The organism is Candidatus Dormiibacterota bacterium (genome assembly GCA_035532835.1).
Lineage (GTDB): Bacteria > Vulcanimicrobiota > Vulcanimicrobiia > Vulcanimicrobiales > Vulcanimicrobiaceae > DAHUXY01.
On sequence record DATKQG010000033.1, the window covers coordinates 1 to 11,967 of the forward strand.

The 11,967-nt window shown below is 62.9% G+C and carries 11 protein-coding genes; 2 read left to right on the forward strand and 9 right to left on the reverse strand.

The annotated features are described in order from the left end of the window. From VMW12_04300 to topA, 5 genes are all read right to left on the reverse strand, one after another. A partial coding sequence (locus VMW12_04300; GenBank protein ID HUZ48951.1) for a hypothetical protein occupies positions 1–198 on the reverse strand: 198 nt, incomplete at its 3' end. A 264-nt stretch (positions 199–462) separates the two neighbouring features. Next, the gene (gene hslU / locus VMW12_04305) at positions 463–1,908 is read right to left on the reverse strand and encodes an ATP-dependent protease ATPase subunit HslU (protein HUZ48952.1); all 1,446 of its coding nucleotides are present in this window, start codon (positions 1,906–1,908) and stop codon (positions 463–465) included. Beyond that, entirely contained in the window at positions 1,905–2,435 is a 531-nt protein-coding gene (gene hslV, locus VMW12_04310) for an ATP-dependent protease subunit HslV (GenBank protein HUZ48953.1), read from the reverse strand. The genes hslU and hslV overlap by 4 nt, the downstream gene beginning before the upstream one ends. A 37-nt stretch (positions 2,436–2,472) precedes the next feature. After that, positions 2,473–3,837: a methylenetetrahydrofolate--tRNA-(uracil(54)-C(5))-methyltransferase (FADH(2)-oxidizing) TrmFO gene (gene trmFO / locus VMW12_04315; protein HUZ48954.1), complete on the reverse strand. Its 1,365-nt coding sequence runs from the start codon at positions 3,835–3,837 to the stop codon at positions 2,473–2,475. After that, complete coding sequence (gene topA / locus VMW12_04320) at positions 3,830–5,983, reverse strand: type I DNA topoisomerase (GenBank protein ID HUZ48955.1); 2,154 nt, start codon at positions 5,981–5,983, stop codon at positions 3,830–3,832. The genes trmFO and topA overlap by 8 nt, the downstream gene beginning before the upstream one ends. 210 nt (positions 5,984–6,193) lie before the next feature. Here topA and VMW12_04325 point away from each other — a divergent pair, with 210 nt between their 5' ends. Next, a complete protein-coding gene (locus VMW12_04325; protein ID HUZ48956.1) occupies positions 6,194–6,673 on the forward strand; it encodes a hypothetical protein in 480 nt (159 codons plus the stop codon). Between the two features lie 80 nt (positions 6,674–6,753). Here the strand turns inward: VMW12_04325 and VMW12_04330 are convergent, their stop codons facing one another. Genes VMW12_04330 through dxs form a run of 4 tightly spaced genes read right to left on the reverse strand, consistent with a single transcriptional unit; the run spans position 6,754 to position 11,169 of the window. Continuing rightward, positions 6,754–7,806, reverse strand: coding sequence for a dipeptide ABC transporter ATP-binding protein (locus VMW12_04330; GenBank protein ID HUZ48957.1), 1,053 nt, complete (start codon positions 7,804–7,806; stop codon positions 6,754–6,756). Further along, positions 7,803–8,831, reverse strand: coding sequence for an ABC transporter ATP-binding protein (locus VMW12_04335; GenBank protein HUZ48958.1), 1,029 nt, complete (start codon positions 8,829–8,831; stop codon positions 7,803–7,805). Before VMW12_04335 ends, VMW12_04330 begins: the two co-directional genes overlap by 4 nt. A gap of 10 nt (positions 8,832–8,841) precedes the next feature. Then, a complete protein-coding gene (gene secG, locus VMW12_04340) occupies positions 8,842–9,225 on the reverse strand; it encodes a preprotein translocase subunit SecG (GenBank protein HUZ48959.1) in 384 nt (127 codons plus the stop codon). An 18-nt stretch (positions 9,226–9,243) separates the two neighbouring features. Next, positions 9,244–11,169, reverse strand: coding sequence for a 1-deoxy-D-xylulose-5-phosphate synthase (gene dxs, locus VMW12_04345; protein HUZ48960.1), 1,926 nt, complete (start codon positions 11,167–11,169; stop codon positions 9,244–9,246). Positions 11,170–11,241: 72 nt separating this feature from the next. On the opposite strand from dxs, the gene VMW12_04350 reads away from it, so the two are divergent. Next, positions 11,242–11,907: a phosphatase PAP2 family protein gene (locus VMW12_04350; GenBank protein ID HUZ48961.1), complete on the forward strand. Its 666-nt coding sequence runs from the start codon at positions 11,242–11,244 to the stop codon at positions 11,905–11,907. Positions 11,908–11,967 lie beyond the last annotated feature (60 nt).

Here is an 11,967-nt window from a genome sequence, read left to right on the forward strand (position 1 = left end):
CGCGCTCTCCGCAAAAACGAACTGCTGCGGGTTGTCCGGCACGCCGGTCGAGCCCGGCACGGGATAGATCATCTGCACCGTAGCGGGCAACACGCACGGAGCCGGAGGCGTGACCGAGCCGCCGCCACCGCCGCCGCAGGCGGCAAGCGAGAGCCCAACGATTGCGGCGAGCGCACCAAGATTCAACGATGTTCTCATACCAGCCATATTCTACGGCGATCCTGCGACGGATGCCTGAGAGCACCATGAGAGCCTGCGCTGCTCGTACCCGAGCGCTCCGGGATGCCACACGGGGTTGGGGAACCGTTCGTCAGCGCGCATCGTGCGCGCTTCCTACTCCTGCGTTTTTGTGCAACGGCCAAAGGAAGTCGACATCCATGTCGATTGCACAAAAATCACAGGTTCCCCAACCCCGTGTGGCATCCCGGAGCGCTCGGGTACTCGGCCACGCGTTAGATCTCGCTAGAGGATGTAGCCCGAAAGATCGGCGTTCTCGACGACGTCGGCGAGGCGTGCGCGGACGAAGGCGGCGTCGATCGTCACCGTGCCTCCCGTCTCGGGAGCGGCGAAGCTGACGTCTTCCAACAGACGCTCGAGTACCGTATGCAGGCGACGCGCGCCGATGTTCTCGCTTTGTTCGTTGACTTGCATCGCGAACTGTGCGAGTTGCTCGATCGCATCTTCTCCGAAGTCGAGCGTCACGTTTTCGGTAGCGAGCAGAGCTTTGTATTGTTCGACCAGCGCGTTCTTGGGCTGGGTGAGGATGGTTTTAAAATCCTCCGCGGTCAGCGAATCCAGCTCGACGCGAATCGGGAAGCGCCCCTGCAATTCGGGAATCAGATCCGAAGGCTTGCTCATGTGAAATGCGCCCGCCGCGATGAACAGGATGTGATCGGTTTTCAGCGTGCCGTGTTTGGTGGTAACCGTCGAGCCTTCCACGATCGGCAGAATGTCGCGCTGCACGCCTTCGCGGGAGACGTCCGGCCCGCCGCGCGCGCCCTCGCGTCCGGCAACCTTGTCGATCTCGTCGATGAAGATGATGCCGTCTTCGGCCGCGCGTCGCAGGGCTTCGCGTTTGACGGCGTCCATATCGATGAGTTTGTTGGCTTCTTCTTGCGCGAAGATGCGTCGCGCTTCCAGAACCGTGACGCGCTTCTTGCTCTTACGTTTAGGCAGAATGCCGCCGAGCATCTCGCCGATGTCGCCGCCACCGCCGCCTTGATCCATGCCGCCCATGATGCCGATCGGCAGGCTCGCCGTCTCCTCGACGTCGATTTCGACCAACCGCACGTCGTAGAAGCCGCGCTCGATCTCTCCACGCGTCTGCTCGCGAATGCGTTGCGCATCGCTCGGAGGCGTGGCCGGCTGCGGTTCCGGCTGCGGCGGTTGCGGTTGGGAATAATTGCTTCCGAAAATCGAACCGAGCGTTGCGGCGAACGGGTTGGGCTGCTGGGGCGCGCGCGGAGCGGTCTCCGGATTGAGGATGTCGATGATGCGATCGACGGCGTGTTTGTCGGCGAGATCCTTCACTTCGGCGCGGCGCTCGTCGCCGACGGTGCGTATCGAGGATTCGACCAAGTCGCGGACCATCGATTCGACGTCGCGGCCGACGTAACCGACCTCGGTGTATTTCGTGGCTTCGACCTTGACGAACGGCGCGCCGACCAAACCGGCGAGGCGTCGCGCGATCTCGGTCTTTCCGACGCCGGTCGGCCCGATCATCAGGATATTCTTCGGCGTGATCTCTTCGCGCAAATCTTCGCGCACGCGCGTTCGGCGATAGCGATTGCGCAGCGCTACGGCAACCGCGCGCTTAGCCTTGGCTTGGCCCACGATGTATTTATCGAGCGCTTCGACGATCTGGCTCGGCGTGAGATGCGCGGGGTCGGCGATCGCGGTACCGTTCATGGAAGCGTCTCCACCGTGATGTCGTGATTGGTGTAGATGCAGATTTCACCGGCGATTTCCAGACCTTTGCGCGCGATTTCGGACGCATCCATATCGGTGTTGCGCAAGAGCGCGGCCGCGGCAGCCTGGGCGTACGGTCCCCCGCTACCGATCGCGGCGATGCCCTCGTCCGGTTCGATCACGTCACCCGTACCCGAAAGCACGAACAGGTGATCGGGCGTCCCGACGATCAGCAACGCCTCGAGCCTGCGAAGCGCGCGATCCTGACGCCAGTCCTTGGCCAGCTCCACGGCCGCTCGCGTCACGTCCTTGAATTCGTTGTACTTCTTCTCGAATTTTTCGAGTAGCGTGATACCGTCGGCGGCCGAGCCGGCGAATCCGGCCACGACCTTGCCGCCGGCGATCTTGCGGACCTTGCGCGCGCTGTGCTTGACGATGGTCTTGTCGAGGGTTACCTGCCCGTCGCCGGCGATGGCGAGCGCGCCGTTCCGGCGGACGGCGAGGATCGTGGTCGATCGAATTTTCATCTCAACCCGAGTCTACCCATCATGCGTGCTTGAGGTTTCAGGGAGCAACCGAGCGGATGAACTCGGCGAGCAGCGTCAACGCGCGTTCGGCCATCGCGCCGCGCCGAACGCGTTTATCGCGGATCTCCCGCTCGAGCGGCGGGAAGGGCGCCCACGTCACGTTGGCCGGTTGGAAATCGGCAGTCTGCGTATTTTGCAGATGGGCGACGACCGCTCCCAGCGCCGTTCCGTTCGGCACTTCAACCGCGGGAAGGCCCAAGAGCTCGCGCGCGGCGTGGATGCCGGTCATCGCGCCGCAGGCGGCGGCTTCGACGTATCCCTCGGCCCCGGTAATCTGCCCGGCGAAGTAGAGCGCGGCCGTTCCGCGCACCCGTAGCTGCGAATCGAGCATCCGGGGCGCATCGATGAAGGTGTTGCGATGCATCACCCCAAGGCGCAACCACTCGGCTTGCGCGAGCCCGGGCAACTTCCCGAAGGCTTCGCGCTGGGCCGGCCAGCTCAAGCGCGTCTGGAAACCGACCAGATTGAATGCGGTTCCCTGCGCGTTTTCTTTGCGCAGTTGCACCACGGCGTGGGGCGTGATACCGGTGACCGGATGGCGCAATCCCACCGGTTTGAGCGGGCCGAAGCGGAGCACGTCGTCGCCCCGGTCGGCCATCTCTTCGATCGGCAGGCAGCCCTCGAAATAGCGCGTCTCCCCGGCGCCGGCGTTTTCGAAATCCTTCGGTTGATGCCGCTCCAGCGTCCGTAAATCGTGCAGCAGGCGCGCGTACTGCTCGCGATCGAGGGGGATGTTGACGTAGTCGTCGCCGTCGCCTTTTTCGTAGCGCGATTTGCGATACATCACGCTTTCATCGATCGAATCCGCCGACACGATGGGCGAGGCCGCGTCGAAGTAGTGCAGGCGGCGCTGCGCGGGCGGGAGGCCTCGCTCGGTAGCGGTGCGCGCGAGGAGGCTATCGATGCTCTCCAACAGCGCCTGGCCCGGCAACGGCCCGCAGGCCACGATGGTGGGGCGATCGAGCGGTATCGCGGTGATTTCTTCGCGGCGAAGCGTGATGCGCGGGTGCGCGGCGATCCGCGATTCAACCGCGGCGGCGAAGCGGTCCCGATCGACCGCAAGCGCGCCGCCGGCCGGAACGGCGGCCTCGCGCGCGCAACCGACCACGATCGAATCCAGACGCGCCAACTCTTCCTTGAGCAATCCGACCGCGTTTTCGAGTGCCGCGCCGCGCAGAGAATTGCTGCATACCAATTCGGCCAGCCGATCCGTCTTGTGCGCGGGGCCGCTGCGATGCGGACGCATTTCGTAGAGATCGACGTCGATGCCGCGCTGCGCGGCCTGCCACGCTGCCTCGCAGCCCGCAAGGCCGCCGCCGATCACGGTCAGGCTCCTAGGCACCGACGGGTTCGGGCTCTTCGGCCGCATCGTCCGCGCCGCCGCGCGCGGCCTGCAGGACGGAGAGATCGTGTTCCTTATCCGCCGAGCACTGCAGCAGTTGCGTCCCGCCGCGCCGATTCTTAGCGACCACGTAGGCACCGCAGACCGGGCATGGTTCCGGGATCACGCGATCCCACGAAACGAAGTCGCAGAGCGGGTAGTTCGCGCATCCAAAGAACGTGCGGCCCTTTTTGGAACGCCGCTCGACGATCGCGCCGCCGTCCTTCGGGCATTTCGCCCCGGTGTCTTTGACGATCGGTTTGGTCGTCTTACATTCCGGATAGCCGGTGCAAGAAATGAATTTGCCGAAGCGTCCGGTCTTGATGACCATCGGGCGTCCGCAATTCGGGCAGATCTCGTCGGTGGGCTCGTCTCTGATCTCCACCTTTGGAAGCTTTTTCTCAGCCTCCTCGAGTTCGGCTGCGAACGGTCCGTAGAACTTGCGCAAAACCTCGACCCAGTTTTCGTTGCCGTCCGCAACGCGATCGAGGTCGCCCTCCATGCCGGCGGTGAACTTGAGGTCGACGACGTCTTTGAAGTGCTCGGCCAGGAGATCGTTCACCGCGAACCCGATGTCGGTGGGGTGAAAACGTCGCTCTTCCTGCGTCACGTAACCACGCGCTTGGATGGTATCGACGATGGTCGAATAGGTCGAGGGGCGGCCGATCCCGTTCTCTTCCAGCGCCTTGACGAGCGTGGCTTCGGTGTAGCGAGGCGGCGGTTCGGTGAAATGCTGCTTGGGTTCGAGCCCGCGACGATCGAGCGCATCGCGCTCCAGCAATTCGGGAAGCCGGATCCGCTCCTTACCCTTGGAAACGGCCTCTGCCGCGGTGGGATCGTCCTTGCCCTCTTCGTACAACTTCGTGAATCCCGGGAATTTCATGATGCTGCCGGTGGCCCGGAACGTGTAGTTCGCGGCGGCGATTTCCACCGTCGTCTGATCCAGAACCGCCGCGGCCATCTGCGATGCGACGAAACGTTCCCAGATGAGCGTGTAGAGCCGCAGTTCGTCCCGCTTGAGCACGTGCGCGACCTTCTCCGGGGTCCGCGACACGGACGTCGGGCGGATCGCTTCGTGAGCGTCCTGCGCGCCTTCGCGGATCTTGTGCAGCCGGCCGCCGTGAAACGCCTCGCCGTAGGTCTCGGTGATGAATTCGCGAGCCGCGTCGCGCGCCTGGTCGCTGATGCGCGTCGAGTCGGTACGCATGTAGGTAATCAGACCGACGGTTCCCTCGGAACCTCCCAGGTCCACACCTTCGTAGAGGCCTTGCGCGATCTGCATCGCTCGGCGAACGCGCACGCGGAGTTTTCGCGAGGCTTCTTGCTGCAGGGTTGAGGTGGTAAACGGAGCCGGGGCGTTGCGCCGCACTTCGCGCCGTTTGATCGTATCCACGACGAAGGCCGCGCTTTCGAGCGCGGCCAGGGCGATATCCGCTTCTTCTTTATTAACGATCTCGTATTTCTGGCCGTCGCGAGCTACCAACTCGGCGGGAAAAACGATCTGCGGCTCGCGCTCGGTTGCAAGTTGCGCCGTCAGCGACCAGTATTCGCGCGCCACGAACGCGGCGATCTCGCGCTCGCGGTCGACGATGACTCGTACCGCAACGGACTGGACGCGCCCGGCGGAGAGCCCGCCGCGCACCTTCGCCCAGAGCAGCGGCGAAATTTTATATCCGACCAAACGGTCCAAAATTCGGCGCGCTTGCTGCGCGTTGACGCGGTCTTGATCGATCCGATGGGGGTCCTTGAGCGCGGCGAGCACCGCCTCTTTGGTTATTTCGTGCAGCTCGATACGCTGCGGATTTTCGAGCTTGAGCAATTCGGCTAAATGCCAGGCGATGGCCTCGCCTTCCCGATCGGGGTCGGTGGCGAGATAGACTTCGCTGGCGCCTTTTACGGCCGCCTTGAGCTCTTTGATGATGTCGCCTTTACCCTTGATCGTGAGGTATTTCGGGGTAAAGTCATGATCGACGTCGACGCCGAGCGTACTCTTCGGCAAGTCGCGTACGTGCCCCACGGAGGCCTTGACGACGTAACGCGCCGGAAGAAACTTTTTAATCGTGCGCGCCTTGGTAGGCGATTCGACGATGATCACGGGCTTTTTCACGGGGCTTAGTATACCCCCGGGGTCAAGACCGGGGCAATGCACCGGCGGCGATTCCCCGGAAATAGAGCCCCCGACGCGCGAGCCCACGCGCGCGTGGGCGTACCGCGCGCATTTGCAACATTTTGCAAAATCCTTTATGATGCGCTCAATGCGCAATATATGCGCTGTCCAAATAACGCTGTTCGTCCCCCGGGGGACGAGGAGGAATGAATGGACTCCGATACCATGATGAATGGCGGCACAATGGCCGAAGAGAAGAAAAAACCGCGTCGCAAAGCAACCCGTAAAAAGGCTGTCGGCGCACGTAAAAAGGCCGCCGCGGGCGGACGTAAAAAGGCCACCGGAACGCGCAAGAAGGCTGCTGGCGGACGTAAGAAAGCCACTGCCGGACGCAAAAAAGCCGTCGGCACACGCAAGAAGGCAACGCGTAAAAAGGCGACTGCCGGACGCAAAAAGACCACGCGCAAAAAGACCGCTGGACGCAAGAAGGCTGCCGGCGGACGCAAGAAGACCGCTGGACGCAAGAAAGCTGCCGGCGGACGCAAGAAGGCTACTGCCGGACGCAAGAAGACCGCTGGACGCAAGAAAGCTGCCGGCGGACGTAAGAAGGCAGCCGGCGGACGCAAGAAAGCCGCCGCACCCGCGCGCAAGAAGGCCGTTCGTAAGGCCGTACGCCGCAAAAAGGCTTAACGCCTAATACGGCAACGTAAAGAGAGAGGCGATCGCCGCGTGCGATCGCCTCTCTCTTTTTCTTTTGATTTCAGCCGGTTTTAAGGCGCGGCAGATACGACGACGGGGCCGTTCGCGAGGTTCGGCGCTTGGCCGTTGTGTTCTTGGACCCAATGACATGCGGTCGAATGCCCCGCCTCATATTCGATAAATGCGGGTTCTTCCACGCTGCATCGATCGAATGCGACGGGGCAGCGCGTATGAAAACGGCAACCCGACGGCGGGTTCACCGGCGAGGGGATATCGCCGGTCAGCACGATGCGTTTGCGCCGGCCCTCAACGTTGGGGTCGGGGATGGGGATCGCCGAGAGCAACGCTTGAGTGTAGGGGTGGAGCGGACGCTCGTACAGCGTATCGCGCCCGGCTAGCTCGACGATCTTGCCGACGTACATCACCGCGATCCGCGTGGAAATGTGACGGACGACCGAGAGATCGTGCGCGATGAAGAGATAGGTCAGCCCCAACTGCGACTGGAGATCCTCCAGCAAATTGATGACCTGCGCCTGAATCGAAACGTCCAGCGCGGAGACCGGCTCGTCGCAGACGATGAACTTCGGATCGACCGCCAGCGCTCGCGCGATCCCGATGCGCTGTCGCTGTCCACCGGAGAATTCGTGCGGATAGCGGTTGGCATGATACGGCTGCAAGCCGACCAGACGGAGCAATTCGTTGAGACGATCGGTCGCGGCGCGCCCGTGCGCGATGTTGTGAATCCGCAGCGGTTCGGAGACGATGTCGCCCACCGTCATGCGCGGGTTCAGGCTCGCAAAAGGATCCTGAAAAATGATCTGGATTTCGCGGCGCAGGTGCCGCATCTCGGTGCGGCCGACGTTGGTGATGTTGGCGCCGTTGAAAAAGATCTCGCCCCGCGTCTGTTCCAGCAGGCGCAGCACCAGCCGTCCGATCGTCGTTTTGCCCGAGCCGGACTCGCCGACCAAACCCAGCGTTTCGCCGGCAGCGATCGAGAAATCCACCCCGTCAACGGCCTTGACGTCCCCGACGTGTCGCGAGAACAGCCCCGCGTGGATCGGAAAGTATTTGTAGAGGCCCTTGACCTCGACCAGCGGCGGCTTTACTTCGAGTTGCGCGCTCATGCCGGCGTCTCATCCTGCGCGATCGGCGCGGGTGCGACTTCGACCGTCCGCTGCTCCTTGGAGCGGTCGTCGTAGAGCCAGCAACGCGCAACGTGCCCGGCCCCGAAATCGTACAGCGGCACGGGTTCGGCGCAGATCGGCATGCGATGCGTGCAACGCGGAGCGAACGCGCAGCCCGGCGGTAGCCGCAATAAATTCGGCGGCTGGCCTTGGATCGGTTCCAAGCGGCGATGTCCGGAATCGTCCAGGCGCGGCAACGACGCGAGCAACCCTTGCGTATACGGCATTTTGGGATCGCTGAAAATCTGTTGGGCGGTTCCGTATTCGACCATGTTTCCGCCGTACATCACCAGGACGTTCTTGCAGACTTCTGCGACGACGCCGAGATCGTGGGTGATCAGGATGATCGCCGCGCCGGTCTCTTGCTGCATCTCGTTCATCAGTTCGAGAATCTGCGCCTGAATGGTGACGTCGAGTGCGGTCGTCGGCTCGTCGGCAATGAGCAATTGCGGGCTGCACGAGAGCGCCATGGCGATCATGACGCGCTGCCGCATGCCGCCGGAGAATTGATGCGGGTAATCGCCCAGGCGATTGCGCGGCGAGGGAATGCGGACTTTCTCCAGCATCTCGACGGCTTTGTCTTGCGCTTCCCGGCGATTCAGACCCAGATGCAAGCGCACGGCTTCCGCGATTTGCTCGCCGATCGTCATGACCGGATTGAGCGAGGTCATCGGATCCTGGAAAATCATCGCGATCTGATGACCGCGAATTTTGCGCATCTCGGCTTCGCTCTTTTTGAGCAAATCGCTGCCGTTAAAGAAGATGCCATCGGCGGTAACGCTGGCGTTGCGCGCCAGCAGCCGCATGATCGAGAGCGAGGTGACCGATTTGCCCGATCCGGATTCGCCGACGATGCCCAGCGTTTCGCCGGCGTTGATTGAGAACGAGAGGCCGTTGACGGCCGTTACCGGGCCGTCTTCGGTACGAAAGGTCGTCCGAAGATTCCGAAGATCTAACAGCGACATCGAGGTTGTGCTAGATGCCGGTCAGCGAGAGCAGAAATGCGGTAAAGAAAAACGCGCCCGCGACGATCCCCGTGATGCGCTTGAGCTGTTCGTCCGCGCCCATGCGGCCACGATACGCCGATTCGACGCGGCCTCCGATGGTGCCCGAAAGCCCCTCTTGTTTTGTGGTTTGGATCGCCAGGAGGATCACTAAACCGATCGCGCTGACCAGGAAGAGGCCGGCGATGCCGTGCGTCAGCCACGATGCGTGAATCTGGAAGAACGACTGCGGCTGCACGCTGATCGGCGTCTGGAGCGGCGTGGACGTCAGTTGGGTCGCTATCGGATTCGGCACGGTCGTGGTCTGCACCGCGGGCGCGGACGTCGCCGCGGCGGCGATTTGAAACGGCTTCAACGTGGTTCTCTCCTCTAGTTACAATGTGAACGGGCGCGTGGCACGAATCGTCTCGCCGCCCAGGGAACGGGCGACACGCTCTGCCACACTCTCGGCGCTCAGTCCAAACCGAGCACGTTGAGCCGCTTGGGAATCGTGCTGGACCAGGATATCCGGGACGCCGATGCGCTCCACGGCCACCCCCAGGCCACGATCGCAGACGCTCTCTACGACCGCCGAGCCGAAGCCGCCTGCGAGGGCGTGCTCCTCCAGGGTGATAATCAGCTCGTGATCTTTGGCGAGCTCCTCGAGCAGCGCCCCGTCGACCGGCTTTGCGAACCGCGCGTTGACCACGGTCGGCAGGGCGTCGGAGCGCCCAAATTCCCCGCTGGCCAGCAGGTCGTAGGCGTCCAGGGCCACGTCGACGGTGTTCCCGAGCGCGACGATGGCCACGCCCTTCCCGCTTCGCAGGACCTCGGAACGGCCCGCGACGATCGGCGCGACCGGGCTGTGGTGACGCCCGTTGCTCGAGCCGCGCGGATAACGGACGGCGACCGGGCCGCTCTGCTCGAGCGCGAACTCCAGCATCGGCAACAATTCGTCTTCGTTTCGCGGCGCGAGCACGAGCATGTTCGGTAACGTGCGCAGGTAGGCGATGTCGTATAGGCCCATGTGGGTCGGCCCGTCGTCGCCCACCAAGCCCGCTCGATCCATGCAGAATACGACCGGCAGATTCTGCACGCACACGTCGTGCACGATTTGATCGTACGCGCGCTGGAGAAACGTGGAGTAGATCGCGCAGATCGGCTTCATGCCCGACGCCGCGGCACCGGCAGCGAAGCACACGGCGTGCGCCTCGGCGATCCCGACGTCGAAGAACCGGTTGGGGAAGGCTTTAGCGAATTTCGAAAGCTTCGTGCCGTCGGGCATGGCAGCGGTGATGGCGATGATGCGATCGTCCTTCGCCGCAACCTCGCAGAGCGCCGCGGCGAACGCGTCGGAGTAGGTAGGGCGCGCGTCCGGCTTGATCTCGAGTTTGCCGTTTTCAACATCGAACGCGCCGCTTACGCCGTGAAACGTGCGCGCGTCTTTCTCGGCGGGCTCGTAGCCCTTGCCCTTGATCGTGCGCACGTGCACGAGAACGGGGCCGCCTAAATGCACCGCGGTTTCGAATGCGTCGACCAGCGTATCGATATTATGCCCGTCGAACGGGCCCATGTAGCGAAAGCCCAGCTCTTCGAAAATGACGGCCGTCTTCTCGGCGGGCGCGACGAAGCGCATGGCGGCGACTTCGGCGCTCGCGAGCGCCTTGCGGGCCGTGCCGCCGAACGGCATATGCCCGAGTACGTCCTTGGCTTTCTCTCGCGCAAAATTCGCTAACGGCTTGCTGCGCAGCACCGAGAGATACGACGATATCGCTCCGACGTTCGGTGCGATCGACATCTCGTTGTCGTTCAACACGACGATGAAGCTCGAGGGGAGTTGCCCCGCATTGTTCAGCGCTTCGTAGGCGAGGCCACCGGTTAGGGCTCCGTCGCCGATTACCGCGACCACGCTCTCGCTGCCGCCCGCCAGATCGCGCGCAACCGCCATGCCGAGCGCAGCCGAGACGCTCGTGCTCGCATGGCCGGCGCCGAAGGCATCGTACTCGGATTCGCTGCGCATCGCAAAGCCCGAGATGCCCCCGCCGGTGCGCAGGGTATGAAACCGGTCGCGACGGCCCGTGAGCAATTTGTGGACGTACGTCTGATGGCTGACATCCCACAGCAGCTTATCGGCCGGGAGATTGAGGACGCGATGCAGCGCGAGCGTCAACTCGACCACGCCGAGATTGGGCGCCAAGTGGCCGCCGTTCCGCGAGCACGTAACGACCAGCATATCGCGGATCTCTCGCGCGAGTTCGTCGAGATCGGCGCGGGGCAGCGCCTTGACGTCGGCGGGCGTCTGAATGCGTTCGATGACCATGGAACCTCCCCAGTTCGACGGTGAGGTGCGAAAAACCACCCCGCCGGGTAACGCAGGGCAGGACTCTGTGGTTTGCCTACGTTAGTAGCATTCGTGCTGGAACCCACCACCCCGATCGTCGCGATCAAAGGGCGTCGCGTCTGGCGCGACCTGGCCCGGATTCTCTCGACGATCTTTAACCCGTTTCTAACGGCGCTTGCGCTCTTTGTCATTCTGGCCCATACCAGCGCCCAAGGCACGCTCGATTTTTGGTTCCTGCTGTTCGTCTCGACCTTCTTCACCTCGCTCGGTCCGATGCTCTACGTTTTTTGGCTCTACGGAACCGATCGCATCTCCGATCTGGATATGTCGGTGCGGCACGAGCGGGAATCGGTATTGGGCGCGTTCGTGGTGTTCTATCTGCTGGGGACCCTGGCGCTGTGGATGCTGCGTTCGCCGATTCTGATGATCGCGTCGATGGCCGCGTACACGCTCTCGACGCTGATCGTCCAGTACATCACGCGTTACTGGAAGATCAGTACGCACGCTCTCGGGATCACCGCCCCGCTGGTCGCGCTTACGCTGCTCTACGGGCAACAGACGCTGCCGTTTCTGATCCTCGTGCCGATGGTCTGCTGGGCCCGCGTATATCTCAAGGCGCATACGTTGATGCAGGTGATCGCCGGCTCGCTCCTAGCGCTTGGATCGACAATCCTCTTCTTTCACCTGTTTCACGTCAGGGAAATGTTTCCGCTCTAACTGCAGAACGAACGGGGTTTGGTCATGGACGATCGACCGATAGCGGCGATGGACACGCTG

Excerpts from the sequence above, each read along its gene's own strand:
- hslU (HUZ48952.1), bottom strand. The coding sequence starts at position 1,908 with ATGAACGGTACCGCGATCGCCGACCCCGCGCATCTCACGCCGAGCCAG.
- hslV (HUZ48953.1), bottom strand. The coding sequence starts at position 2,435 with ATGAAAATTCGATCGACCACGATCCTCGCCGTCCGCCGGAACGGCGCG.
- VMW12_04325 (HUZ48956.1), top strand. The coding sequence starts at position 6,194 with ATGGACTCCGATACCATGATGAATGGCGGCACAATGGCCGAAGAGAAG.
- VMW12_04330 (HUZ48957.1), bottom strand. The coding sequence starts at position 7,806 with ATGAGCGCGCAACTCGAAGTAAAGCCGCCGCTGGTCGAGGTCAAGGGC.
- VMW12_04335 (HUZ48958.1), bottom strand. The coding sequence starts at position 8,831 with ATGTCGCTGTTAGATCTTCGGAATCTTCGGACGACCTTTCGTACCGAA.
- dxs (HUZ48960.1), bottom strand. The coding sequence starts at position 11,169 with ATGGTCATCGAACGCATTCAGACGCCCGCCGACGTCAAGGCGCTGCCC.